This window comes from Micromonospora sp. NPDC047762 (assembly GCF_043204655.1).
Lineage (GTDB): Bacteria > Actinomycetota > Actinomycetes > Mycobacteriales > Micromonosporaceae > Micromonospora.
Window position 1 is genome coordinate 777,883 of the sequence record NZ_JBIDCQ010000001.1, and the last position, 24,848, is coordinate 802,730.

Below are 24,848 nucleotides of genomic sequence, written 5' to 3' on the forward strand. Positions count from 1 at the left end.
GGACGAGCGCCACCTGTACCCCCCACGGGAGGACCCCATGCTCAAGCACTCGCTCCGCTGGCTGACCGGGCTCGGCGCGGCTGGCGCGCTGGTCGCCGCCTCCGCAACCCCCGCCGTCGCCGCGGTTGCCGTCGAGCCCTACTTCCAGGACGCCACCCTGGCCGTCGGTGCGACGCCGACAACCCGCGCCCTGTCGCTGTACGCCGACGAGCCGACGGTCCTCACCGACGTCTCCGTGCGGTACGACTACCGCTCGCTCGCCAACAAGATCACCATTGCCCCGGCCAACGGCCAGAAGTGCACCGCCCCGGAGTCGGGCGTTCTCGTCTGCGAGGAGCCCGACGAGATCGTCCTGTACGAGATGGCGCCGGTCGGCAGCGGGATCTACGGCAACGGGGCAAAGCAGGTACTCATCGCCGCCACCGACGAGGCGCAGGTCGGCGACTCCGGCGACGTCGCGGTCAGCTTCCAGGCGGCCAGCGGCCGGCGCGGCAGCTACACCTCGCACGTCCGGGTCGGCGAGGGGGTCGACCTGGCCGGCGGACCGTACACCAGCCTCTCCGCCAAGCCGGGTGGGAAGTTCACTGTGCCGCTGGTCGTGGCCAACGCCGGCGACAGGACCGTCACCGGATTCGTCGCGGTCTTCGACCTCCCCTACTCGATCCGCACCAAGGACCGGTTCAGCAACTGCCGCTACGCCGACGACCACCTGGTCTCCTGCCACTTCGACGAGGACATCCCGGTGGGCACCGGGCTGGCCACCACGCTGAACCTCGAACTCGCCAAGGACACCGCCGCGCCGACCAACCAGTCGGGCTACGCCCAGTTCATGACCACTGCCGACTTCGAGGACCTGACCCGGGTGCGGGCGGCCGTCGGCGCACGAGCGGCCACCCCCGGCAGCGGCCCGAAACTGACTCTGGCCGAGGCACCCAGCAGGGTGCGGCAGGCCGACCAGACCGACGTCGGCCCGGGTAACGAGTACACCGGGTGGACCATCAAGGCCACCGGCACGAACGGCACCGACCTCGCGGCGATCGGCGCCACGCTCAAGGGCGCGGCTGGGGCCGTCGTCACGGCGACCGTCGGCTTCCGGAACAACGGCCCGGCGACGCTCGACAGGACGAACGGAGACTTCGAGGCCGCCACCCACACCGACGTCGAGCTACCGCCGGGCACCACCGCCGTCGGGGTCCCCGACAACTGCTGGTTGCGGCAGGACACCACCCGCACGTACCTGTGCGCCTCGGAGATGCTCCTGGTGGCCGGGCAGACGTACACCGTGAAGTTCCGGCTGCGTATCGACAAGGTCATCCCCAACGCCCGGGGCGCGGTGCGGGTCAACGCGCCGTGCGAGTGCCCCTCCGGCGGCGCCTTCAAGGACGACATCAAACCGGCCAACGACAGGGCCACCATCGTGGTCAACGCGGCCCAGGGCGGCGGTGGCCAAGGTGATGATGACGGTGATGGCGACGGCGGTGGCGGTGGCGGCGGTTCGCTGCCCATCACCGGCGCCCCCACCACTGTGATCGCCGGCATCGGCGCCCTGCTGCTCGTCACCGGTGCGGGCTGCTACCTGCTCGCCCGACGCCACGGCAGCCGCTTCACCGCCTGACCCACCCCGACCCGACCGACGCCCCGCCAGCCCGTACCGGGCTGGCGGGGCGTCGTCGTGAAGTCCTCGTCCGTCAGCGGACGGGGTTGACCTGCTCCGGGTGCTGCGCCACCCACTGCGCCAACCGATCCTCGCGCAGCGCGGCGAGGAACGCCGGGCCCTGCTCCGGGGCCAGCGGCAGCAGCGTACGGTCATCCACCGGCTGGCCCACCGGGAGGCTGAGCCCCACCGGGTCGACGCTCCTCAGCTCGGGTAGCACCGCCACCAGCCTGGTCAGCGGCAGGCCGTCGTCGTCGACCGCCAGACCCGTGCCGGCGGCCGACAGCAGCGCGGTGAGCCGTACCGGATTGGTCAGCACGTCCTGGGCGACGGCCCGCCGGACCAGTCCAGCGACGTAGCGCTGGGCGTTGCGGTCCCGGTCCAACGTGCCGTCGGGCAGATACCGCCGTTGCCGCAGCAGGTCGACGGAGGCAGCCCCGTCGAGCAGCTGACAGCCTGCCGGGAAGGTCCGGCGGGTGTGCCAGGACCGCACCTCCTTCGGCAGACACACCTCCACCCCGTCGACCGCCTCGGTGATCCGGCGCAGACCGGCGAAGGTCAGCACCGCGCCGGCGTCGACGGGTACCCCGGTCAGGTCGGCGACCACCCGGCGGGTCAGGTCGTAGCCGGCGTCCAGGTCGGGCCGGGGCTCACCGGCACCGCTCCAGAACGCGCTGTTGAGCTTGTCGATCCCCCGGCCGGGGATCGACACCTCCAGGTCGCGCGGCAACGAGATGAGGTACGGCCGGCTCCGGTCGGCAGGGATGTGCACCAGCAGGACGGAGTCCGCCAACCGGTACGGCGGTTGCTCGCCGAAGCCGTCCACCCCGAGCAAGAGGACGTTCAGCGCCCCGGACTGCGCGTCAGCCGGTTGTCCGGACATCAACGGATCCGCAACTGGTCGATCGGGGCGCAGTTGCGGCACCCCGACTCCGAGCGCGGCGAGCAGGGCGAGCGTGACGCCAGCGGCCTGCAACCGCTGGCGGCGGCGACGGCGGACAGCGGCGAGCCGGTCGATCGCGACACGCAGCGGGCCGGTCGACGGGGTCAGCGGTTCGTGCCGGGCGAACGCGGCACGCAGGTCATCCTCGATCATGTTCACGCCTCCACGTACTCGGCCCGGAGCGTGGCCAGGGCCCGGGAGATGGACGAACGGACGGTCCCGACGGCACAGCCGAGAATGTCGGCGATCTCGACGTCGGGCAGGTCCTCGTAGTAGCGCAGCACCAGCGCGGCCCGCTGCCGACGCGGCAGCCGGGACAGCCAGGACCAGACCTGGTCCCGGTCCACGGCGGACTGGGCGTGATCGGTGGGCACCGGCACCGATGCGTCGGGCTCCCCGCGCAGCAGCACCCGGCGCACCCACGAGCCGCGCCGCCAGTCGACGTACTGGTTGGTGAGCATCCGGCGTACGTAACGCTCGGGCGAGTCGGCTCGGGCGACCCGACGCCAGTTGAGCTGGACCCGGACCATGGTCTCCTGGACCAGATCCTGGGCCTGGTGTGGTTCGCCGGTCAGCATCACCGCGTACCGCAGTAGCGGGGCCAGCCGCGTGTCCGCGAACTCCTCGTACGTCACTGCACCTCCCGGGGGCTCCTGCCTCACTTGACGGAAGCGGACCGACCGAACATTGCGGTGACGCTCATCAACCTTTTGGTTCGTCTTGCTCGGCGGGCGGCTTTGAGGGCTGCAGTCAGCCTTAGCAATTCCTTAAGATCCGCAGGCTCCACCTGATCCCCCAACTGGAGGAACCCCCCTCATGCTCACCCACTCCACCCGGCGTTGGCTCGCCGGACTGGGCGTAGCAGGCGCGTTCGTCGCCGCCTCCGCCAGCCCGGCCGTCGCCGCACCGGCAGCCCCCGCCGCAGCGGTAGACAATCTCGACCTGTACGCCAACAACGTGATCGTCGCGCCTGGAGGCACCGAGAAGTGGGTAACCCTCTTCTCGCTCACCACGGAGCGGCAGCCCGACGACTACACGATCAAGGTGGACCGGAGCAAGATCGACGGTTTCGCCAGCGTCGAGAGCAGCGGGGAGAACTGCACCGAGTCCGGTGCGATCCTGACGTGCAAGGTAGAGGACCAGGACGACGACGGCTCGTACCTCAACCTCGTCTCCCTCGTCGTTCGCGCGAAGGCCGGTGCCAAGCCCGATCAGAAGGGCGAGCTGAACTTCACTGTCACGTCGGACGGCAAGTCCGGATCCGTCTCCTACAGCTCGACTGTGGAGATCGGCGAGGGCGTCGATCTCACCACCAACGAGTTCCTGGAGCTCAAGGGCGCGCCCGGTGCCACGCTGAAGGCCCCGTTCCAGGTGACGAACCGGGGCGAGGCGCCCGCGAAGGACGCGGTTCTCTTCTTCGTCGGCGCGGACGGTCTTCAGCCGTCGAAGCGCTACGAGAACTGCGAGTACACCGAGGGCCCGCTGCACGACTGGGCATTCGCCTGCCGCTTCGAGGCGACCATCGGCAAGAACGCCAGCTTCCGCCTCGACGACAGCTTCGGCTTCACGGTGCCCGCCGACAGTTGGGCGCCGAACAGCTTCGGCGGGTTCTCCATCTGGTTCACGCCTGCCGACTGGGACGAGTACCGGTCCGAGGCCGAACTCCCGGCAAAGATCGGGCCGAACGGGACCGAGGGTGAGCTGAAGCTCGAGCCGGTCATGAACATGCGCTCCGGGCAGACCGACGTCAACCCGTTGGACAACTCGACCTGGGTCGACCTTCAGGTGACCGGCGACCAGCGGGCCGATGTGGCAGCGCGCGGCGCGAAGGTGACCGGCGACGTTGGCGCCACCGTCCCGCTCACTGTCGGCTACGTCAACAACGGGCCGGCGGCCGTCAACTCGGGTGGCAGCGAGTCGCCCTGGATCGGCACCACGGTCACGCTGCCGAAGGGCGTCACCGCCGTCCGCGCTCCGGAGGACTGCTTCAGCTCCGAGGACGACGGGTGGGAGCCGGGCAAGCCCGGCGGGCGGATCTACCAGTGCTTCGTGCTCGGCTCGATCAGGAAGGGCGAGAAGGTCGACTACGAGTTCCAGGTGCGGATCGACCAGGCCGGCGGCCAGACCGGTGAGGTCAAGCTGAGCACCGGGCAGGAAGACAAGCAGATCAAGGACCTGAACCCGGCCAACGACACCGCGCAGATCCTGGTGAACGGCGGCGGTGACGGCGGCCAGGGCGGCGGCGATGACGGTGACGGTGACGGCGGCTCGCTGCCGATCACCGGTCAGTCCACCGGGCTGATCGCCGGCCTCGGCGCGCTGCTGCTCGCCGCGGGCGTCGGCGGCTACCTGGTGGCCAAGCGCCGCCGGACCCGCTTCGTCGCCTGATCCACCCCGCACCACCGGTGCCCCGTCGACCACCACGGTCGGCGGGGCACCGTCGTTGGGCCCCACGGCGCGGGCGGGTGGTGACGGGCCGGTCCGGCGCGGCCGGGGCCCCGGGCTTCGGTACCCTTTGTGGCCGTGGACACAGCTGAGAAGACCCGCGCTCTCGTGGAGAGCGTCGCCCTGAACCCGCTCGATCCCAAAGATCTGTTGCAGACCTTCGGGCTGATCGGCGTGTGGGTGATCCTCTTCGCCGAGACCGGCCTGCTGGTGGGCTTCTTCTTCCCGGGTGACTCGCTGCTGTTCCTCGCCGGCGTGGCCTCGTCACCGGTGGCGGACGCGATCTTCGGTGACGGCACCCGCCTCTCCCTCGCCGGCCTGCTGATCGGTGGGCCGATCTGCGCGATCCTCGGGGCACAGCTGGGGCACTGGCTCGGCGCGCGGTACGGCCGGCCGATGTTCGAGCGGCCGAACTCCCGGCTCTTCAAGAAGGAGTACGTGGAGAAGGCCGAGTACTACTTCGAGAAGTTCGGCCCGGCGAAGGCCGTCGTGCTGGCGCGCTTCATTCCGATCGTCCGGACGTTCCTCAACCCGGTCGCGGGCGCGCTCGGCATGCCGGCCAAGAAGTTCCTGCTCTGGAACATCGTCGGCGCGGTGCTCTGGGTGGACGGCATCCTGCTGATCGGCTACCTGCTGGCCGAGCAGATCTACCAGGCCATCGGCGACAAGATCGACCACTACATCCTGCCGGTGGTGGCCCTGATCATTGTGATCTCGGTGCTGCCGATCTTCTTCGAGTTCCTCCGCGACCGGCGGGCTCGTAAGCGCGGCGAGGCGGTCGCGGTGGTCGCGGCGGCCAGCGCCGCCGGCGCTGTGGAGGCGGCCCGCGACGCGTTCGACCACGACCAGCACCAGGACGGCCGTCAGCGCCCGGAGCACGGTCAGGACGGTTGAGCGGTACGACGACGGCCGGCCCCCTGGTGAGGGGGTCGGCCGTCGGCATGTCGAACCCGGCCTCCGGTGGTGCGACCGGGGCCGAGCAGGTGTCAACCACCGGTGGCGCCACCCCTGGCTCGCCACCGGACGCCGCCCCGGCTCGGGACGGCATGGTGCCTACGTCAGCGGGCCTTCTTGGTGGCCCGCTTACGCGGCGGGGTCAGCAGGTCGGCGATCGTCGCGATCGCACTCGGGACCAGGCTGTAGTACGCCCAGACACCGCGCTTCTCCCGCTGCAACAAGCCAGCCTCGGTGAGGATGCGCAGGTGGTGACTGACCGTCGGCTGAGAGAGGCCGAGCGGCGCGGTCAGGTCACAGACGCACGCCTCGCCCTCGGGGGCCGACTGGATCAGGCTGAGCAGCCGCAACCGAGCAGGATCAGCAAGGGCCTTGAGGACCCCGGCGAGACGCTCGGCATCGGCACGTTCGATCGGCTCGCCGTTTAGCGGCGAGATCTGAGGCATAGTCATTTCGGCCAACGCAGTTCCCACGTATTCCATCCTTCCACCAGCAGCATCGATCCGCCTGCATATCAGCAGATCCGAATCGGCAGACTTTTACGCCACAAGGCCGAGGTCAGCCAACGTATAGGCCGCCCGGTACGGCAATCCGGCGGCTCGCACCGCGTCGCCGGCGCCTCGATCAACAATAACCACCACACCCACGACTTCCGCCCCGGCCTCGCGAAGCGCCTCGACAGCTGTCAAAACACTTCCGCCAGTCGTGGATGTGTCCTCCACCGCCAACACACGGCGGCCAGCCACCTCCGGTCCCTCGATCCGCCGCTGAAGACCGTGGGCCTTGCCCGCCTTGCGCACCACAAAGGCGTCCAGGGCCCGGCCGGTCGGAGCGGCGGCGTGCAGCATCGAGAGCGCGACTGGATCCGCGCCCAGGGTGAGGCCCCCAACGGCGTCGAACTCCCAGTCGGCGGTGAGGTCGAGCAACACCCGGCCGACCAGAGGAGCGGCCCGGTGATGGAGCGTGACGCGCCGCAGATCCACGTACCAGTCTGCCTCGCGCCCCGACGAGAGCACGACCCGGCCGTGGACCACAGCCAGGTCGGTAATGAATTTACGCAGGTCGTCGTGGTCCCCCATGGCGATAGAGGTTACTGCGCAACTCTGAACGCCGTGTGTGGGGTCCACCCTGATCAGCCCCGAGGGGAACCGATGACTGGCGATGCTCGACTACGCTCAGCAACTGGGCCGACAGCGGCGTGCCAACGCCGTCCCACCACTCGCTCGGGGTCGGCGGGCCGGTCGAGGCTCAGCGCTCGTCGCGACCGATCCGGCCGCGGGTGTCCCGCGCGACCGCCTGGAGCAGCCGCCGCGGCGCGTGTCGCATACCTGCCACGACCACCTTGTACTTCCACGCAGGGATGCTGACCATCTTGCCTTTGCGCAGGTCACGCAGGGCTTCGTCCACAACATCCTCGGCCCGCAGCCACAGCCACTCCGGCGTCTTGGACATGTTGATGCCGGCCCGCTGATGGAATTCGGTGCGGGTGTAGCCGGGGCAGAGGGCCATCACCTGGACGCCGAACGGCCGCGCTGACTGGCCGACGGACTCACTGAAGTTGGTGACCCACGCCTTGCTGGCGGAGTATGTCGATCCGGGCATCGCCGTCCCGAACCCGGCGACCGAAGAGACATTTATCACTGCCCCATTTCGCCGTTCGGTCATCGGTCGAAGCGCCGCCAGGGTCAACCGCATGACCGCGTGCACGTTGAGTCGCAACAGTCGCGCCTCGTCCTCCGCCGTGGAGCGCAGGAACGGTTTGTTCAGGCTGATCCCCGCATTGTTGACCAGCAGGTGCACCGGGCTGCCGTCGGCGAGGCGCTGCTCCACGGTGGCGCAGCCGTCGTCGGTGGACAGATCCGCTGAGATCGTCTCCACCTCGCGTCCGGACGTGGAACCCAGCTCGGTGGCCAGCTCGGTCAGCCGCGCCGCGTCGCGGGCAACGAGCACCAGGTGCCAGCCGTCGGCGGCCAGGCGTCGCGTGAACGCCGCGCCGATGCCGGCGGTGGCCCCGGTGATCAGGGCTCGGCGCTCGGCAGTCGTGGGGTCGAGCGTCACGGAGTGGTCCTCACCTGGGCGGGTACGGGGGCGTATGCGGCGCCGACGGGGGCTGGGGCGGTGCGGGCGGGAACATGGGCGATGCGGTTGGCGCCGTCGTGCGGTGGCGGCCGAACCATCTGTTCGCCGCCGGCAGCGCCAACAGCGAAGCTACTACAAGGTAACCGAGCGCCTGTGCGACGGAAAGCCCGGCGTTGAGCGGGATCCACCAGGACGGGTACGCGTCACCGACCAGGCCCAGCAACTCGGCGAGGGACTGGTCGCCGGAGCCCATTCGCAGTGGCGCGGCCCGTTCGCCGACGACCACCACCACACTGCAACAGGCGGCGAGCAGACCGAGCCCGCTGACCACCCAGGTCGCCACCCGAACGCCGTTGCGACCGGCCAGCAGACCGAGGGCCAGGCCGGCGAGCAGCAGCGCGGACAGCACCGCCACCACCGCCGTCAGCACGGCCGACGCGCGGAGCAGGGCCACCACGCCGTCGATCTGCTCCGGGCTCGCCGAGGTGTCGCGGGCGGCGGAGCGGAACGCGTCGACCGTCCCGCCCAGCACCACCAGGGAGACCACCGCGTACGCGAGCGCGGCGACCGCCATCACCAACAGCACCGTCGCAGCCGACAGGGCGGCGGCGGGCCGGCGGGCCGGTGCCGATTCCGGGTACGACACGACGAATCCCTCCGGTAGGCGTCGGGTTGCAACCTACTCGGAGGGATCGTCGGCGTCGTGCTTATCGAGCCGTCAGTTGCTCGGCGGCGGGGTTGACCCGGGCCGATCCGTGGGCGGCGTGTCGTCCGGGCGGTCCGCCGCCGGTGGCGGCGGGTAGCTCGGCTCCCCACTCGACGGATAACCCGGCTCACCGGATGCCTGCGGGTAACCGGGCTGACCCGGCGCCGGCGGGTGGCCCGGGTAGCTGGCGCCCGGGGTGGGCGGCTCCCAGCCCGCGGTGGGCTTGCGGAAGAACGGGTTGGCCTTCGGCAGCGCCAGCAGGACCAGCGCCGTGATCAGCGCGATCAGGCTGAGCACACCCAGCAGGAGGCTGACCGGGGTCACCCAGGAGGGCAGGGCCTCCTCCAGGCGGCGCTGGATCTCCTCCGGGCTCGGCGCGTCGCCGGTGGTCCCGCCACCGGTGTTGAAACCGCCGGCCGCGTTGCTGAGCAGACCACCGCCCACGCAGCAGACCATGATGCCGCCGACGATCCAGGTGGTGATCCGGGCACCGTTGCGGCCCTGGTTGTTGAACAGGGCCAGCACGCCCAGCACGACCGCGAGCAGCAGCAGGACGATGCTCCCGCCGATGCCGATGACGGCGAAGACGTCGGCCACCTGGTCACCGTCGGTGCCGCTGCCCGCGTACGCCTCGCGGAGCGCGTCCCGCGTCTTGCCGAAGGTGCTGAGCGTGATGATCAGACTGATTACCTGGAGCGCCAGGAACAGGAAGAGCAGGTAACTGGAAATCGACACAATGGATGGCCGCTGACGGGCCGGCGTGCTCTGGGAATCGACCACGATTCTCCTTCCCTAGATCGCGCCCACACCGTATCGACAACCGGCCAGTTCGGCATGCCGTGACGAGCCCGGCGCGTCCGCCCGGCCCGGCTCGGCAGGCCTCAGGCCCGGGGCGGGCGGATTGTCAGGTCGGCGGGGTCGAGCAGGTCACCGCGGGCGACCCGCCAGCCCTCTTCGCCGTACGCCTCGAAGGACAGCCGCGCGCTGCCACCGGACTGGTAGTCGTGGTAGCGCATCGTCCCGGTCGACGGCAACTCGGTCTCTCCGGTCGCGGTGTAACGCGCCTGCCCGGTCTCGGCCCAGGTGTAGCGCCGCCTGCCGAGTTCGATGGTCGGGGCGCCCGGGGTGACGGTGGCGCCCGGCTCCGGGGTCCAGAAGACCAGCTCGAGTTCGGGGCCGTCCTCCACGGAGAGCCGGTGGCGGGTGCCGGAGTCGTCGTCGAGGAGGTGCTGCACCCAACTCCAGTCGCCCTCGACCAGGCGGATCGTGGCACTCACCGCGTACTCCCGCTCGCGGATCCGCACGCTGTCACCCGGAGCCAGCCGGCGGAGCGGGCCACCGTGCGGCGGCTCCGCCGGCTGGCCGAGAGGCCGGCCCGTCGGCCGTCGGCGGGCCCGCACGACGACCACGACCACCGCTAGTACGGCAACAGCCGCCACCAGGCACGTCACCAGCGCGTCCACTCGACCACCTCCCCAGGTACGTCGGCGCAGACGGTAACAACCGTCGGCACCCGGACGACCCGCGCTGTGGCCGACAGCTCAGCTAACGATTGTGGTCGGGTGCGTCCTCCGGAGGCGGCACCGGCGGTCCCGTCGGCCCTGGTGAGGCGCCCGGTGCTCCCGGCGTCAGGTGCGCTGCCGGGTCGGGGCAGATCAGGTAGCCGGGTGGGAGCGGCTGGTTCGGCGGCAGGAAGCCCGGCACGAGCGGAGCTGTCGGGTATCCGTAACCGGTCGGGGCGTAGGTGGGGACGGGCATCACCCAGGCCGGCCCGGGAAGCGCCTCGTTCGCGGTACGCGGCACGAACCAGCGGTTCGCCGGCGGCAGCGCCAGCAGCAGGGTCACGGCTGCGGAGAGGACAAGAACGGTGAGCACACCCAGCCCTGCCGCCGGGAAGAGCAGGTCCTCCCAGGGATCGGTGCCGGCGTACAACGTGTCGTAGAACGTCGAGGTCTCCCACTCCTCGTCCCAGTCCGGTGGCGGTTCGTCGCCGATCTCCGGCATGGTCAGCAGCGGCACGAGAAAACCTCCGGAGCAGCACTGCCCGAAGCAGACCAGCAACTGCGCTCCACTGGCCACGAAGACCAGGATCCGCGCGACGTTGGCGCCCCGCCGGACCGGGACGGCGGTGGCCGAAAACCAGACCGCGAGCAACACCGCCGGCACGCCGAGGATCAGCGTCATCACGGCGTTGCCCTGCCGCTCGCCGGCCACCTCCTCCGGGTCGGCGTCCGGCACCAGTCGTACCGCGCGGTCGATCTGGCCATCGAAGCGCACCGCCTCGGCCACCGTCAGCGCGGCCAGGCCGAGCAGCACCAGCACCACGGCCAGTTGCAGCCAGAAGGCGATGGTCACGGTGGCCGGGCGGGGCGGACGCGGCGCGGTGGCGGGCGGGCTCATGGCTCGCAACGTACGGTGCGTCGTCAGCAACCGGCAGAACCGATCGGGCAGCGCCGACCGGCGAATAGATCATGCTGCGGCGAGCCGCCGACTGGCGTAGGTGCCGAGGGTTTCCCGGTCCATCACGCAGCCGACGAAGGTGGTCAACTCGCTCGGATCGTCCCGCAGCGACGTCCACGTCGCTCGGGCCGTCTCCGGGTCGATCCGCTCCAGCAGCGTGGCCGCGTACGCCCGGCCGGCGGGTGTGCCGTCGGCCAGCACCCGGTCGAGCTGGCGGCGTACCTCATCGGGGTGGTCGCTGAGGGCGGCCTCGACCCGGTGGTACGCCTCGGTCACCGGCAACAGGGTGCCCGCGATCCCCACCCCACCAAAGGCGAGCGTCTCAGCGGCCACCAACTCGTCGACGGCGGCGCCCAATTCGCGCTCCCAAGCCTTCCGCTTTCCAAACATGCCTCCACCCTTTCCCCGTCCGGCCCCACTCCACCCCGTTGATCACGAGGTTTGTGCCATGAGCGGAGACTCTCCTGACACGGCCGCCTGTTCGGGCGCCAGGTGGTGCGGGTCAGTAGCCGCGCCACTCGGTGCGGGCGTAGTCGAGGACCCTCGGTTGGAGGAGGGTGCTGGGGGGCACGTCCAGGCGGGCGCGGTCGGCGGGAAAGGCCGCCGCGGCCCGCAGCACGCCCGGGTCGAGGAAACGCAGCCGGGGAGCGTCGGCCGGCAGTTCCAGCACCGGCGGGGCGGTTCCCGCCGTGGCGAGCAGGAAACCCCAGTCGCCGAAGGACGGCACGTCGACGTGGTACGGCACTGTGGCGAAGCCGGCTTCCCGCACCGACGCGTCGATCGACCAGTAGGAGCGGGGCGCGAAGTACGGCGAGCCGGACTGCACCACCAGCCGTCCCCGCTCGGCGAGCACCGACCTGATCAGCGCGTAGAACTCGACGGTGTAGAGCTTGGCCGTGGCCGTCTCGTCCGGGTCGGGCAGGTCGGCGACCACGACGTCGAAGCGCTCGGCGGCGGTACGCAGCCAGCCGAACGCGTCAGTGTTCACCACCCGTACCCGGGGGTCGTCGAGCGAGCCGCCGTTGAGCGCCCGCAGCTGCGGCACGGTGCTGGCCAGCGCCACCACCGCCGGGTCGAGGTCGACAACTGTCACCCGGCGGACGTCCGGGTACCGCAGGATCTCCCGGACGGCGAGGCCGTCGCCGGCACCGAGAACCAGTACGTCGCCGCGTGGACCTCGCATCGCCGGATGCACCAGCGCCTCGTGGTAGCGGTACTCGTCCACCGAGCTGAACTGAAGATCACCGTTGAGGAACAGCCGGAGGTCGGTGTCGGCGTGGCCGACCTCCCGCACCGACCTGGTCAGCACGATCTCCTGGTAACGGGAGCGTTCGGCGTACACGACGGGGTCCCGGTAGAGCTGCTGCCGGGCGGTCACCTCGAAGTCGGCGGCGGTCACCCAGGCGTACCCCAGGCAGAGCGCGACCACGACGGAGCCGGCGCCGAGGACGAGCCGGGCGCGGCGGCTCAGCTCTCTCCGGAACACCGTGCAGACCAGGGCGAGACCGGCCACCGCGTTCACCGCGCCGACCACCAGGGCACCCTTGAGCTGGCCGAAGACGGGGATCAACAGGAACGGGAAGGCGAGCCCGCCGAGCAGCGCGCCGACGTAGTCGGCGGCGAACAGGTCGGCCACCGCACTGCCGGCGGCCTGCTCGCGGATGCGCTGCAACATCACCATCAGCAGCGGAATCTCCGCGCCGATCAGCAGGCCCAGCACGAAGGCGGTGGCGACCAACGCCGGGCCGTACAGGTCGAGCCAGGCGAAGGCGGCGTAGAGGCCGAGCACGGACAGGCCACCGAGCAGGGCCAGGGTCAGTTCGATCACCGCGAACGCTGCGGCGGCCCGGGGCTGCAACGGCTTCGCGACCAGTGCGCCGACGCCCATCGCGAAGACCATCACGCCGAGCACGATCGACGCCTGCCCGACGGTGTCGCCGATCAGGTAGCTGCCGAGCGCGACAAGGGCCAGCTCGTAGACCAGCCCGCAGGCGGCGCAGACGAAGACCGCGACCAGCACCGCCGCGCGGGCCAGCCGCCAGTGCGGCCGGGCCTCGGTGACGAGGTTCTGCACGGAGGGCTCCAGGTGATGGGGTCAGGCGTCGGGCTACTTGCCGGTGCCGGGGCCGCCGCCCCGAACGCTGTTACCGCGTCCCCAACCCCAGTACGACCCGACGGTCGAGTGGTAGCGGGGGTGAGCGGTGTCCATGTCTTCGAGCAGGATCACCGAGCCTGCGGCGATCGGCAGGATCACCACCGAGTCGTCGTCGTAGCGCAGGTAGACGCCGCTGCCGTCGGCGTACCGGTCGGACGGATTCCACGCGTCGGTCAGTTCCTTGGCGACGGCGGTCGGTGACTTCGACGAGGTGTACGCGGTCGCTTCCCGGCCGATGTCCCGGCTGGCCGCTCGCGAATACCTGTCCTGCACGTAGGCGCGCGGGGAGAAGGTGCCGTTGACGAGGGCGAAGGCCGCGACCAGCGCGCCGACCACGGCCGCTGCCACGCCCACCACGAACCAGCGTCGGTACGTCATCGCAGTGCCACCACCGTCTCGGTCAGGACCAGCTCGTTGGTCTGGGGGTACGCGTGCCAGGTACGCCAGCCGACCGTTCCGTGCGGCAGGTCGGTGCGCACGGCCAGCGCGGTGACCGCGTCCGGGTCGCCCGGAAAGACTCCGACCAGGGCGTACGGGTCGTCGGCCAGGTCGGCGCGGAGCCTGGCGATCCGGGTGTGCAACTCACCGTCGGCGGGGCGCAGCACGGTGGCGGTGAAGCGGTAGCCGCCCGCTTCGTCGTGCAGGGCGTCGGGTAGGTGCGGCGGCCGGCCCGGTAGGCAGGCGACCGTCTCGGTGAGTTCGGCCGCACCGCCGGGTTCGGCCAGCACGACCTGGTGGGACGCACCGAGCAGGCGCAGCCGTAGCCGGACGTCCCCGGGCAGCGTGAGGTCGCGGACGTGCAGCGCGGGACGCTCCGGGCCGCCGAGTGCCAGGCTCAGGTCGGCGGCGCAGGTGTCGACGTACGGGGTGTGGAGGCTCACCAGCACCTCAGCTGGCCTCCGGCCCGGCCTGCGGGTAGACCATCACGTCGGCGCGGTGCAACTGCTCGCCCCGGGCGACCTCCCAGCCGGCCTGGCCGTACGCCTCGAAGGAGAGCCGTTCGCCGCCAGGGGCCCGGTAGTCGTGGTATCGAAGGGTGCCACTGGGGTCGAGGCCGGTGCTGCCGGTGGCCGTGAAGCGGGCCTGGCCGGACTCCTCCAGGGCGTAGCGGCGGCCGGCAAAGTCGAGCGCGGACGCACCCGGGGTGATCGTGGCGGCCGGCTCGACGGTCCAGAGCACCAGCTCCAGGTCGGGGTCCTCCTCCACGGAGAGCCAGCGCTTGTCGCCCTCGGCGGTGTCCAGCAGGTGCTCGGCCCAGCTCCAGCCGCCCTCATCCAGATGCACCGAGCCCCGGACCGCGTACGACACCCGGCGGATCTCGACGATGTCGCCGGGCTTGAGCCTGCGCGGGTCGCCCCGGAGCGCGTCGCTGTCGGTGTCCCGGAACGGGTCCGCGGGTGCCGCCGGCCGGGCGGCCTTACGGCCCTTGCGCAGCGCCACCACCGCAACCACGACCCCGGCGACTCCGATCAGACACCCCAACGTCGTCACCAGGTACGCCACGGGACCGTTCATGCCGACCACCTCCCCAAGTGCGTCGGCGGGAACGGTAACAACCCCGCGCACCTGGAGAAATTCATCATTGTCTGGTGATCTGGCAGCTACGGAGCGTCCCGGTGGGGCGCCGTCGGGGGCGGAGAACGGGTCGGGCCGACCCCGCCTGCGAGGCGGGATCGGCCCGGGTGCGACGGATCAGGCGGCGGTGACGGCCAACCCTTCCTTCGCGTCGGCCAGCTCGACCTTGACGGTGTCGCCGTCTCGGATCGTCCCGGAGAGCAGGGCCCTGGCGAGTTGGTCGCCGATCGCGGTCTGGACCAGACGACGGAGCGGTCGCGCACCGTAGATCGGGTCGTAGCCGTGCTCGGCCAGCCAGTTCCGAGCGGCATCGGTGATCTCCAGACCCAGCCGGCGATCGGCCAACCGCCGCCGCATCCGGTGCAACTGGATGTCGACGATGGAGCGCAGGTCATCTCCCCGCAGCGAGGCGAAGACCACCATGTCGTCCAGACGGTTGAGGAACTCCGGCTTGAAGTGCGACCGGACCACGGCCAGCACGCCCTCGCGGCGCTGCTCGTCGGCGAGCGTCAGGTCGCTGATCACCGACGACCCGAGGTTGGACGTGAGGATCAGGATCGCGTTACGGAAGTCCACGGTGCGGCCCTGGCCGTCGGTGAGCCGGCCGTCGTCGAGCACCTGGAGCAGCACGTCGAAGACGTCCGGGTGAGCCTTCTCCACCTCGTCCAGCAGCACCACCGAGTACGGCCGTCGGCGCACCGCCTCGGTGAGCTGACCGCCCTCGTTGTAACCGACGTAGCCGGGTGGGGCACCGACCAGGCGGGCTACCGAGTGCTTCTCGCCGTACTCGCTCATGTCGATGCGGACCATGGCCCGCTCGTCGTCGAAGAGGAACTCGGCGAGGGCCTTGGCCAGCTCGGTCTTGCCGACGCCGGTGGGGCCGAGGAAGAGGAAGCTGCCGGTCGGGCGGTCCGGGTCGGCGATACCGGCCCGGGCACGGCGTACCGCGTCGGAGACGGCGCCGACCGCTTCGGTCTGGCCGACCACCCGGCCGCCCAGCGACTCCTCCATCCGCAGCAGCTTGGCCGTCTCACCCTCCAGCAGGCGGCCGGCGGGGATGCCGGTCCAGGAGGCGACCACGGCGGCGATGTCGTCCGCGCCGACCTCCTCCTTCAGCATCGCGCCGTCGGCCTGGAGCTCAGCCAGCTCCTCCGCGGCCTGCTTCAGCTCGACCTTCAGGGCGGGAATCCGGCCGTAGCGCAGCTCGGCGGCGCGTTCCAGCTCGCCGTCGCGCTCGGCCCGCTCGGCCTCACCGCCGAGGCGTTCCAGCTCCTCCTTCGCCGTGGAGAGCTTGGTGATGTGGCTCTTCTCCGTCTGCCAGCGCTCGGAGAGCACTGTGAGCTGCTCGCGCTTGTCGGCCAACTCCTTGCGGAGCCGCTCCAACCGCTCGGCCGAGGCGGCGTCCGGCTCCTTGGCCAGGGCCATCTCCTCGATCTCCAACCGGCGGACGGCCCGCTCGATCTCGTCCACCTCGACCGGACGCGAGTCGATCTCCATCCGGAGCCGGGACGCGGACTCGTCGACCAGGTCGATCGCCTTGTCCGGCAGGAACCGGTCGGTGATGTAACGGTCGGACAGCGTCGCGGCAGCCACCAGCGCGGCGTCGGTGATCCGTACGCCGTGGTGCACCTCGTAGCGCTCCTTGAGCCCACGCAGGATGCCGATGGTGTCCTCGATGGTCGGCTCACCGACCAGCACCGGCTGGAAACGGCGCTCCAGCGCCGGGTCCTTCTCGATGTGCTCGCGGTACTCGTCGAGCGTGGTGGCGCCCACCATCCGCAGCTCACCACGGGCCAGCATCGGCTTGAGCATGTTGCCGGCGTCCATCGAGCCCTCGCCCTTGCCGGCGCCGACGACAGTGTGCAGTTCGTCGAGGAACGTGATGACCTGCCCGTTGGAGTTCTTGATCTCCTCCAGGACGGACTTCAGTCGCTCCTCGAACTGGCCACGGTACTGCGCGCCGGCGACCATCGCGCCGAGGTCCAGCGAGATCAGCTTCTTGTCGCGGAGTGACTCGGGCACGTCGCCGGTGACGATCCGCTGGGCCAGGCCCTCGACGATCGCGGTCTTGCCGACGCCGGGCTCGCCGATCAGCACCGGGTTGTTCTTGGTACGCCGGGACAGCACCTGGATGACCCGACGGATCTCGGAGTCCCGGCCGATGACCGGGTCGATCTTGCCGTCGCGGGCGCTGGCGGTGAGGTCGACGCCGTACTTGGTCAGGGCCTGGTAGGTCTGCTCCGGGTCGGCGGTGGTGACCCGACGGTCCCCACCGCGCACGGTCGGGAAGGCGGCGACCAGGGCCTCCTCGGTGGCACCGACGGTCTTCAGCGCGCCGGACACCGCCCCACCCACCCGGGCCAGGCCGGCGAGCAGGTGCTCGGTGGACGTGTACTCGTCGCCCAGCGGCCGGGCGATCTGCTCGGCGGCGCCGATGGCGTTGACAAACTCCCGAGCCAACGTCGGCTCGGCGATGCTGGAGCCGCGGGCGGCCGGCAGGTTGTCGGCCGCGCGCTGGGCGGCCTGGCGCAGCTCGGTCGGGTCGGCCCCGACGGCGCGCAGCAGCCCGGTGGCGGTCGAGCCGTCGGTGTCCAGGAGTGACAGGAGCAGGTGCCAGGGCTCCACCGTGGCGTGGCCACGCTGGTTGGCCAGTGCCACAGCGCCCGTGATGGTTTCGCGGCTCTTGGTGGTGAGTCTTTCGGTGTTCATGGGCTCCCCCGGATCGGCGTTGTCCACTGGGTTGGACACAACCAGAGTTGAGCGTATTCCGCTCAACCTTAGCGCGTGACGCCCATCACTCCCGGCGTCGCCACCGCCAGTCGAACTCCCCGGCCGCCGGGGCCGGGCCGGGCAGCGGGCCCTCGTCCGGCACCGACGACAGGCCCGCCACCAGGACCGCGAGCTGGCGACGGCGCAGCTGGCGGGTCCGCTCCGGATCGGGTACGCGGACCGCGGCGCACGCCTCCAACAACAACCCCAGATCGTGGACGACCGCGTCGGGGCGCAGCCGCCCGCTCGCGTGGGCCCGGTCGACCAGCGCGGTGGCCAACTCACCGGCGCGCACCGCGTCCCGACCCATCTCCTCGGTCGGGGTGAAGGTGCCGGCCAGGTGGACGGTGAGCGAGTGCACGTCGGCGTCGACCACCCGGGCCAGGAAACCGGTGAACGCGGCCCAGTCGTCCGGCTCGGCGAGGGCGGTCTCCGCCTCCGCGACGTACCGGCGCAGCCCGTCGTGGCAGAGCTGGCGCAGCAGGTCCTCCTTGCCCGCGTACCGCCGGTAGAGGGCGCTGATGCCGACGCCGGCGCGCTCGGCGACGGCGGCGATCGGGGCCTTCGGGTCGTCGAGGAAGACGGCGCGGGCGGCTTCGAGGATGACCTCGTCGTTGCGGGCGGCCTGGGCGCGGCGACCGCCGAGGGTCTTGCCGGACGTCGTTGACATGGGTTCAGACTAACAGTGGAACGGATCGTTCCGCTCTGCTATGGTGATTGCAGAACGAAACATTCCGTTCCAAAAGGAGTTCCGGCATGAGTGACACAGCTGTCCACCCGTTCCGCGCCGAGATCCCGCAAACCGCCCTCGACGACCTGGCCGCCCGGCTGGACCGCACCCTCTGGCCCGTCGAACTGCCCGGCGCGGGTGACTCGTACGGGGTGAGCAACGACCGGGTGCGGGCCCTCGTCGACAGGTGGCGGGGCGGGTTCGACTGGCGCGCCGTCGAGGCCCGCCTGAACGCTCACCCGCAGTTCGTCACCGAGATCGACGGCGAGCGGATCCACTTCCTGCACGTCCGGTCGTCCCGGCCCGACGCCACCGCGCTGGTGCTCACCCACGGCTGGCCCGGCTCGGTGCTGGAATACCTCGACGTGATCGCCCCGCTCACCGAGCCGACCGACCCGGACGCGCCGGCCTTCCACGTGGTCGTCCCGTCGTTGCCCGGCTTCGGCTTCTCCGGCCCGACCCGCAACGCCGGCTGGAACCGGTTCCGCATCGCCCGCGCCTGGGCCGAGCTGATGAACCGCCTGGGGTACGACAGCTACGGCGCGGTCGGCAACGACGCCGGATCGATGATCGCGCCGGAGTTGGGCCGGACCGACCGGGAGCACGTGCTCGGCGTACACGTCACCCAGCTCTTCTCGTTCCCCTCGGGCGACCCGGCCGAGTTCGCCGGGCTCTCCGAGGCGGACCAGGCGGCGCTCGGACACCTCCAGTGGTTCTACGAGAACAAGTTCTCCTTCAACCAGGTGCACAGTCAGCAGCCGCAGACCCTGGCGTTCGGGTTGGCCGACTCGCCGGTGGGGCTGCTCGCCTGGAACGCCCAACTCTTCGACGAGAGCCTGGACGCCGACTTCATCCTGGCCAACGTGGCGCTCTACTGGTTCACCGGCACGGCGGCCTCGGCGATGCGGCTCTACTGGGAGGACGCGCACGCCGGCGAGCCGCCGACCGAGCCGACCACCGCCCCGACCGCGCTGGCCATGTTCCCCGGGGACTTCCAGTCCATCCGCCCGTTCGCCGACCGGGACCACTCGAACATCGTCCGGTGGACGGCGTACGACACCGACATCGAGGGCCGGGGCGACGTCGGCGGTCACTACGCGGCCCACCAGGCCCCCGAGGTGCTGGTCACCGACATCCGCGAGTTCTTCGCCAGCCTCCGCTGACCGCCAGCGCTTGATCGACTCGGGTTCCTTGAAGTCGGGGTGTCCGGACCACCAGGACACCGCGACTTCAGGAAAGCCGAGTCGATCACGCCCGATGAGCTGCGCAGGGCCTGGTCTGACGACCGGTGGCCGTCCAAGATCTGCGGATTGTTCATCAAGCGGTAGCCTTGGCTGGTGCGAGTACGTGTCGAGCAGACCGCCCTACCCGGGATCGGGGTACGTCACGATCTGGTGACGGAGTCCGGACGCCGCCTGGGCGTCGTCTCCCATCGCAATGGCCGGCGTGATCTCGTTCTCTACGATCCCGACGACCCCGATGCCTGCCAGGCGGACATTCCGCTCACGGACGACGAGGCTGAGGCTCTGGCCGACATCCTCGGCGCGTCGCTGATGCTCGGTCAACTCTCCGGGCTCCGCGAGCAGGCCGCCGGTCTGCTCACCGAGCAGATCGCCATCACGGCCGGCTCTCCGTACGTCAACCGGAAGCTCGGCGACACCAAGGCGCGTACCCGCACCAGCGCCTCCATCGTGGCGGTGCTGCGCGAAGGCGAAGTGATCGTCTCGCCACTCCCCTCCTTCCGCTTCGCAGCCGGCGACGTGGTGGTCGTCGTCGGGACCCGCAGAGGTCTCGACGGTGTGTCCGCCATCCTCGCCGACAGTGACCCGGACGGCTGAGGCGGATGCACGATTTCACCACGCTGCTCATCGAAGTCGGTGCGCTGCTGTTGCTGCTTGGCCTCCTCGGCCGGCTGAGCCGGCGCTTCGGCCTCTCGCCCATTCCCCTCTACCTGCTCGCCGGGCTCGCGTTCGGGCACGGCGGGCTACTTCCGCTCGCCGCCAGCGAGGAGTTCTTCGCGGTCGGCGCCGAGATCGGCGTCATCCTGCTGCTGGTGATGCTCGGCCTGGAGTACTCGGCCAACGAACTGGTCGGCAACCTCCGCTCGGCAGCCCCGGCCGGGCTGATCGACGGCGTGTTCAACGCGCTGCCCGGCGCGGCCTTCGCCCTGCTGCTCGGCTGGGACTGGGTCGCCGCCCTGGTGCTCGGCGGCATCACCTGGGTCTCCTCCTCCGGGGTGATCGCCAAGGTCCTCGCCGACCTGGGCCGGCTCGGTAACCGGGAAACCCCGGTGATCCTCTCGGTGCTTGTCATCGAGGACCTGGCGATGGCGCTCTACCTGCCGCTCGTCACCGCCGTACTGGCCGGCACCGGCCTGCTCGGCGGCGGGATCGCGCTCACCGTCGCGGTGGGCACTGTGCTGATCGTGCTGGTGGTCGCCATCCGGTACGGCCACCTGATCTCGTCCGCCCTGTCGGCGAAGGACCCCGAGGCGCTGCTGCTCGGCGTACTCGGTCTGACGTTGCTGATCGCTGGCATCGCCGCGTCGCTCCAGGTGTCGGCGGCGGTCGGCGCGTTCCTCGTCGGCATCGCGCTCTCCGGCCCGGTGGCGCACCACGCCACCGAGTTGCTCTCGCCCCTGCGGGACCTGTTCGCCGCGGTGTTCTTCGTCTTCTTCGGCCTGACCACCGACCCGCAGGACATTCCGCCGGTGCTGCTGCCGGCGCTCGCGCTGGCCGTGATCACCATGGCGACGAAGACGGCCACCGGTTACCTCGCCGCCCGTCGGGTCGGCATCGCCGAACCCGGCCGATGGCGGACCGGTCTGGCACTCGTACCCCGAGGCGAGTTCTCCATCGTCATCGCCGGTCTCGCGGTGGCCGCCGGGAGCGTCGAGCCGCGGTTGGCAGCGCTGGCCGCGACGTACGTCCTGATCACCGTGGTGACCGGGCCGATCCTGGCCCGGCTGCCGGACTTCCCGTGGTTCAAGCGGTGGCTGCGCAACCGCGCGGCGGCGCAGCGGCGGGGGCAGGCCCCGGTCATCGACTCACTGCACTGAGGTCCACCTGAACGCCGCGGCCGCGTGGGTCGCACCCTCGCGAAGGTAGAAGCGGTGCGCCTCGGTCCGGGCGAGGCCGGACTCCAGGAAGACGTAGTCGGCACCGTGTTCGTGCGCCCATGCCCTGGCCGCCGTCAGGAGGCTGGAGCCGACACCCCGGGAGCGCCACTCAGGGTGCACAGCGAGGTCCTCGATCGAAGCCCGACGGCCGAAGCGCACCGAGAGGATGTCCACGTAGACGCTGGCCACACCGACCACCTGACCTTCACCCGATCGCGCCGCGAAGAGTGCGACGTCTTCGTGGGCGAGCAATTGCGCGGTCCGCTCGACGGCACGATCCCGGTCCCAATCCCCGGGACGGCCACCGGGAGGGGCGAAAAGCCACTCCAGCCCCGTGACGAACTCGGCCTCGGCGCCTCGCTGTAACTGTCGTACGTGGATGGTCATGGGGACATCATCGGCTGCGTCATCGATGCAACCGACCCGCCCATGCCAACGGTTGCGGAATTGCTCCTCGCGGGTACTACCGCAGCACCCGACGGCGGGTTACCGTTTCGCCCCAGCAGCCAGGGTCCGCAGGCAGCGTTGCCAAACGCGGGCGAGAGCGGAAGGTCAGCCGGTGAGCGTGCAGGAGTCGACGTTCCACGGCTTTGCCAACCCCGTCGATCCGACTCCGGCGGAGTTGCGAGCTTGGGCGTACAAGCCCGATTCAGTGCCGTTGGCGTCGATGCCACCGGACTGGGACCTGCTGGTCTCCGGCGACCGGCTGGTGTTGACACTCTTCGAGTTAGCGATGGATTCAACCTGCCCGGCCCGACGGTTCGCGCTGCACTGCCTCTACATCTACGCGGCCGACGGCATCCGGACGAACTTCCGCGCCCATCCCAAGCGCCGCTTCCGCAAGCTCGTCGAACAGGCCGAGCGTGACGGCGACGAGCTGATGAAGGTCTGGGCGCACAACGGCCGGGTGCTGTTGGCCAGACCGGACCTCTTCGTCTACCGAGACTGGTGCGAGGGCGGCCTGGTCCGCGAGAACCGCCGCCTCGGCTGAACTACCGGATTCGCGCCGTTTCTTTCGCCGATCTTGCACTTTCTGTTCCGACCTATTGCGCGAAGCTAGACATTCCGTCATCCCAAACTGCAAGATCGCGGAATTGCGCGGGGGGCGCGGGGGCGCGGGGGGCGGGGCGTGGTGTGTGGCGTGCGTGCGGGCCGGGACCCCCCGTGGGTCCCGGCCCGCACGTCGGTTACCGGTCAGTCCTGCTTGCGGTCCGTTTCGGCTTGGCCCCGTTCGCCGGTGTGGTCGCCGTTTTCGGCGAACCGGCCCGCGATGATCCGGTCCCGGTAGGTCCCCTCGGTCACCTTGTCGAACTTCTTGCGGACGGTTTCGGCCAGGTTCTCCAACCGGTCCTCGGTCTGCTGGGCCACCTTCTTCGCCTGTTCCGCCATCGCTCCCCCTCGCCATGCCGGTAGGTCCAGATTAAGCCGATTGGACCCTTATCGACAGGCTAACCGAAGCGGCCCGGACCGCGCCGGGAATCCGGCGCGGTCCGGGCCGAGAAGACAGATCCGGGGTGAGCGGCAGCTCAGCGATCGGGTGTACGGCGGGGGCGCCACACCACCAGGGCGGTGGACGTGCGGTTCGTCGGCACCAGATCCCGGCCCGGGAAGCGGGCCAGCGACTCCAGCTCCGCCACCCGGCGGTACGCGGCGTCCAGCTCAGCCTCCAGCCGGGCCACCCGCTGCTGCGCCTGCTCCAGCAGCCGCTCCAGCCCGATGATCCGCTTGACGCCGGCCAGGTTGATCCCGTCGTCCTGACTGAGCCGCTGCACCTCGCGCAACAGCACGACGTCGCGGACGCTGTAGCGACGCCCGCCACCAGCAGCTCGGCCGGGCTGCACGAGCCCCAGTCGGTCGTACTGGCGCAGGGTCTGCGGATGCATCCCCGCCATCCGAGCCGCCACCGAGATCATCAACACCTTGGCCTCGTAGGCAGGGTCGCCCGAACCGAGGAACTCGCCCGACATCCCGCTCACCTCCGCGTCCGTTCCACCGGACTAACTGACTCGACGCACCCGCGCGTCGAGATGTTCCCGGGCCGCCGGCGGGGTCTGCTCGGCGAACGACTCCAGCGCCGTGCGCGCCTCGTCGGACAACCGGGCCGGCACCACCACATCCAGCGTTACCAGCAGGTCACCGGCCTGCCCGTCGCGGCGGACCACACCCTTGCCCCGGGCCCGCAGCACCCGACCGCTCGGCGTCCCCGGCGGCACCCGCAGGGTCACCGCCCCGTCGAGCGTGGGCACCCGCAGGTCCGTGCCGAGCACGGCCTCCGCGAAGGTGACCGGCACGGTCAGCGTCAGGTCGTCCCCGGTACGCCCGAACAGCTCGTCCGGCCGAACCTTGACCTGTACGAAGAGGTCACCCGCCGGGCCACCGCGCTCGCCCGGCTCACCGCGCCCGGCCAGCCGGATGCGTTGACCGTCGGCCACACCGGCGGGGAAGCGCACGTTCATGGTGCGGGTCTTTGTGACACCGCCGCTGCCGTGGCACTCCGGGCACTTCTCCTCGACCACCGTGCCGACGCCCTGGCAGTTGCGGCACGGCTCGGAGAAGCTGAACGACCCCTGGTCGCGGGTGGTCACGCCGGCACCATGACAGACCGGGCAGGTACGCGGCTGGGTGCCGGGTTTCGCCCCGTTGCCGTGGCAGGTGTCGCAGACTCCCGGCGCGCGCAACGTCAGGGGCAGCGTCACCCCGCGCACGGCGTCGCCGAAGTCCAGCGCCACCTCGGTCTCCACGTTTCGACCACGGGCCGGACCGCGTGGCGCGGCCTGCCCACCGGCCTGACCTCCGCTGAAGATCGAGCTGAACAGGTCCTGGAAGCCGGCGCCACCGAAGCGACGATCGCCGCCGCCTCCGCCGCCACCGAACATGTCGGAGACGTCGAACGGCATGCCGCCCGGCTGACCCCCACCCCTGGCGTTGCGCCGGAACGCGCCCGAGCCGAAGAGGGAACGCATCTCGTCGTACTCGCGACGGCGGCCGCTGTCCGACAGCACGTTGTACGCCTCGGACGCGGCCTTGAATCGCTCCTCGGCCTTCGGGTCGCCCGGGTTGTGGTCCGGGTGCGACTCCCGGGCCACCTTGCGGTAGGCCTTCTTGATGTCATCCGCGGAGGCGGCCTTGTCCACGCCGAGCACGGCGTAGAAGTCCTTCTCGATCCAGTCTTTCGAACTCACCGGTCCACCTCCTTCCGACCCTGGTGGCCCGGCCGTCCCGCCCACCGCTGGGCGGTGGGCGGGACGGCCTGCTCACTG

At 70.6% G+C, this 24,848-nt stretch carries 27 protein-coding genes; 7 read left to right on the plus strand and 20 right to left on the minus strand.

Annotated features, from left to right (window positions below; translation table 11 throughout):
• Nucleotides 1–37: 37 nt before the first annotated feature.
• Nucleotides 38–1,615 (plus strand): LPXTG cell wall anchor domain-containing protein, encoded by a 1,578-nt coding sequence (locus ACGF3C_RS03820; protein ID WP_393218470.1) that lies wholly within the window; start codon nt 38–40, stop codon nt 1,613–1,615.
• A 73-nt stretch (nt 1,616–1,688) separates the two neighbouring features.
• Here the strand turns inward: ACGF3C_RS03820 and ACGF3C_RS03825 are convergent, their stop codons facing one another.
• Together ACGF3C_RS03825 and ACGF3C_RS03830 are read right to left on the minus strand one after the other, a co-directional pair.
• Nucleotides 1,689–2,750, minus strand: coding sequence for an LCP family protein (locus ACGF3C_RS03825; protein WP_393218473.1), 1,062 nt, complete (start codon nt 2,748–2,750; stop codon nt 1,689–1,691).
• A 2-nt stretch (nt 2,751–2,752) separates the two neighbouring features.
• Complete coding sequence (locus tag ACGF3C_RS03830; protein WP_112586142.1) at nt 2,753–3,232, minus strand: SigE family RNA polymerase sigma factor; 480 nt, start codon at nt 3,230–3,232, stop codon at nt 2,753–2,755.
• A gap of 181 nt (nt 3,233–3,413) precedes the next feature.
• On the opposite strand from ACGF3C_RS03830, the gene ACGF3C_RS03835 reads away from it, so the two are divergent.
• Together ACGF3C_RS03835 and ACGF3C_RS03840 are read left to right on the plus strand one after the other, a co-directional pair.
• Entirely contained in the window at nt 3,414–4,985 is a 1,572-nt protein-coding gene (locus ACGF3C_RS03835; protein WP_393218477.1) for an LPXTG cell wall anchor domain-containing protein, read from the plus strand.
• A 129-nt stretch (nt 4,986–5,114) separates the two neighbouring features.
• Nucleotides 5,115–5,936: a DedA family protein gene (locus ACGF3C_RS03840; RefSeq protein ID WP_393218480.1), complete on the plus strand. Its 822-nt coding sequence runs from the start codon at nt 5,115–5,117 to the stop codon at nt 5,934–5,936.
• A 164-nt stretch (nt 5,937–6,100) separates the two neighbouring features.
• Here ACGF3C_RS03840 and ACGF3C_RS03845 read toward each other — a convergent pair whose 3' ends face one another.
• The 14 genes from ACGF3C_RS03845 to ACGF3C_RS03910 all read right to left on the minus strand — a co-directional run bounded on the left by ACGF3C_RS03845 (nt 6,101) and on the right by ACGF3C_RS03910 (nt 18,410).
• Entirely contained in the window at nt 6,101–6,478 is a 378-nt protein-coding gene (locus ACGF3C_RS03845) for a helix-turn-helix transcriptional regulator (protein ID WP_030332125.1), read from the minus strand.
• A 57-nt stretch (nt 6,479–6,535) separates the two neighbouring features.
• Nucleotides 6,536–7,075, minus strand: a complete 540-nt coding sequence (pyrE, locus tag ACGF3C_RS03850) for an orotate phosphoribosyltransferase (RefSeq protein ID WP_112586136.1) — start codon at nt 7,073–7,075, stop codon at nt 6,536–6,538.
• Nucleotides 7,076–7,244: 169 nt separating this feature from the next.
• On the minus strand, nt 7,245–8,054 hold the full coding sequence (locus ACGF3C_RS03855) for an SDR family oxidoreductase (protein WP_357225866.1): 810 nt from the start codon (nt 8,052–8,054) through the stop codon (nt 7,245–7,247).
• Nucleotides 8,055–8,064: 10 nt separating this feature from the next.
• Nucleotides 8,065–8,721, minus strand: a complete 657-nt coding sequence (locus ACGF3C_RS03860) for a hypothetical protein (RefSeq protein ID WP_393218485.1) — start codon at nt 8,719–8,721, stop codon at nt 8,065–8,067.
• Nucleotides 8,722–8,793: 72 nt separating this feature from the next.
• On the minus strand, nt 8,794–9,561 hold the full coding sequence (locus ACGF3C_RS03865; RefSeq protein ID WP_393218488.1) for a hypothetical protein: 768 nt from the start codon (nt 9,559–9,561) through the stop codon (nt 8,794–8,796).
• A 101-nt stretch (nt 9,562–9,662) separates the two neighbouring features.
• Complete coding sequence (locus ACGF3C_RS03870) at nt 9,663–10,244, minus strand: DUF4178 domain-containing protein (protein ID WP_393218491.1); 582 nt, start codon at nt 10,242–10,244, stop codon at nt 9,663–9,665.
• An 82-nt stretch (nt 10,245–10,326) separates the two neighbouring features.
• A complete protein-coding gene (locus tag ACGF3C_RS03875; protein ID WP_393218494.1) occupies nt 10,327–11,181 on the minus strand; it encodes a hypothetical protein in 855 nt (284 codons plus the stop codon).
• Nucleotides 11,182–11,250: 69 nt separating this feature from the next.
• The gene (locus tag ACGF3C_RS03880) at nt 11,251–11,631 is read right to left on the minus strand and encodes a hypothetical protein (protein ID WP_357225846.1); all 381 of its coding nucleotides are present in this window, start codon (nt 11,629–11,631) and stop codon (nt 11,251–11,253) included.
• A gap of 112 nt (nt 11,632–11,743) precedes the next feature.
• On the minus strand, nt 11,744–13,315 hold the full coding sequence (locus ACGF3C_RS03885) for a polyamine aminopropyltransferase (protein WP_357198249.1): 1,572 nt from the start codon (nt 13,313–13,315) through the stop codon (nt 11,744–11,746).
• 33 nt (nt 13,316–13,348) lie between these two features.
• Complete coding sequence (locus tag ACGF3C_RS03890; RefSeq protein WP_393218497.1) at nt 13,349–13,774, minus strand: DUF4247 domain-containing protein; 426 nt, start codon at nt 13,772–13,774, stop codon at nt 13,349–13,351.
• Nucleotides 13,771–14,283 carry a DUF2617 family protein gene (locus ACGF3C_RS03895; RefSeq protein WP_393218500.1) on the minus strand — a complete coding sequence of 171 codons (513 nt, stop codon included), beginning with the start codon at nt 14,281–14,283 and terminating at the stop codon, nt 13,771–13,773. The genes ACGF3C_RS03890 and ACGF3C_RS03895 overlap by 4 nt, the downstream gene beginning before the upstream one ends.
• A 1-nt stretch (nt 14,284) precedes the next feature.
• Nucleotides 14,285–14,911, minus strand: coding sequence for a DUF4178 domain-containing protein (locus ACGF3C_RS03900; protein WP_357225830.1), 627 nt, complete (start codon nt 14,909–14,911; stop codon nt 14,285–14,287).
• A gap of 177 nt (nt 14,912–15,088) precedes the next feature.
• Nucleotides 15,089–17,680: an ATP-dependent chaperone ClpB gene (gene clpB / locus ACGF3C_RS03905; RefSeq protein ID WP_393218504.1), complete on the minus strand. Its 2,592-nt coding sequence runs from the start codon at nt 17,678–17,680 to the stop codon at nt 15,089–15,091.
• A gap of 85 nt (nt 17,681–17,765) precedes the next feature.
• Nucleotides 17,766–18,410: a helix-turn-helix domain-containing protein gene (locus ACGF3C_RS03910; protein WP_357231148.1), complete on the minus strand. Its 645-nt coding sequence runs from the start codon at nt 18,408–18,410 to the stop codon at nt 17,766–17,768.
• A gap of 86 nt (nt 18,411–18,496) precedes the next feature.
• Here ACGF3C_RS03910 and ACGF3C_RS03915 point away from each other — a divergent pair, with 86 nt between their 5' ends.
• The 3 genes from ACGF3C_RS03915 to ACGF3C_RS03925 all read left to right on the plus strand — a co-directional run bounded on the left by ACGF3C_RS03915 (nt 18,497) and on the right by ACGF3C_RS03925 (nt 21,528).
• The gene (locus ACGF3C_RS03915; RefSeq protein ID WP_393218507.1) at nt 18,497–19,633 is read left to right on the plus strand and encodes an epoxide hydrolase family protein; all 1,137 of its coding nucleotides are present in this window, start codon (nt 18,497–18,499) and stop codon (nt 19,631–19,633) included.
• A gap of 174 nt (nt 19,634–19,807) precedes the next feature.
• Nucleotides 19,808–20,308: a cation:proton antiporter regulatory subunit gene (locus tag ACGF3C_RS03920; RefSeq protein WP_124815967.1), complete on the plus strand. Its 501-nt coding sequence runs from the start codon at nt 19,808–19,810 to the stop codon at nt 20,306–20,308.
• A gap of 5 nt (nt 20,309–20,313) precedes the next feature.
• Nucleotides 20,314–21,528: a cation:proton antiporter gene (locus tag ACGF3C_RS03925; protein ID WP_357231141.1), complete on the plus strand. Its 1,215-nt coding sequence runs from the start codon at nt 20,314–20,316 to the stop codon at nt 21,526–21,528.
• Here the strand turns inward: ACGF3C_RS03925 and ACGF3C_RS03930 are convergent.
• Nucleotides 21,517–21,975, minus strand: coding sequence for a GNAT family N-acetyltransferase (locus ACGF3C_RS03930; protein WP_357231138.1), 459 nt, complete (start codon nt 21,973–21,975; stop codon nt 21,517–21,519). The two genes, ACGF3C_RS03925 and ACGF3C_RS03930, sit on opposite strands and share 12 nt — an antisense overlap.
• Nucleotides 21,976–22,147: 172 nt before the next feature.
• Here ACGF3C_RS03930 and ACGF3C_RS03935 point away from each other — a divergent pair, with 172 nt between their 5' ends.
• Nucleotides 22,148–22,579: a hypothetical protein gene (locus ACGF3C_RS03935; RefSeq protein WP_355004660.1), complete on the plus strand. Its 432-nt coding sequence runs from the start codon at nt 22,148–22,150 to the stop codon at nt 22,577–22,579.
• A gap of 203 nt (nt 22,580–22,782) precedes the next feature.
• Here ACGF3C_RS03935 and ACGF3C_RS03940 read toward each other — a convergent pair whose 3' ends face one another.
• The 3 genes from ACGF3C_RS03940 to dnaJ all read right to left on the minus strand — a co-directional run bounded on the left by ACGF3C_RS03940 (nt 22,783) and on the right by dnaJ (nt 24,770).
• Nucleotides 22,783–22,977, minus strand: coding sequence for a hypothetical protein (locus ACGF3C_RS03940; RefSeq protein WP_393218512.1), 195 nt, complete (start codon nt 22,975–22,977; stop codon nt 22,783–22,785).
• A 137-nt stretch (nt 22,978–23,114) separates the two neighbouring features.
• On the minus strand, nt 23,115–23,555 hold the full coding sequence (locus tag ACGF3C_RS03945) for a heat shock protein transcriptional repressor HspR (RefSeq protein ID WP_030332087.1): 441 nt from the start codon (nt 23,553–23,555) through the stop codon (nt 23,115–23,117).
• A gap of 30 nt (nt 23,556–23,585) precedes the next feature.
• Nucleotides 23,586–24,770: a molecular chaperone DnaJ gene (gene dnaJ, locus ACGF3C_RS03950; protein WP_393218515.1), complete on the minus strand. Its 1,185-nt coding sequence runs from the start codon at nt 24,768–24,770 to the stop codon at nt 23,586–23,588.
• Nucleotides 24,771–24,848: the final 78 nt, after the last annotated feature.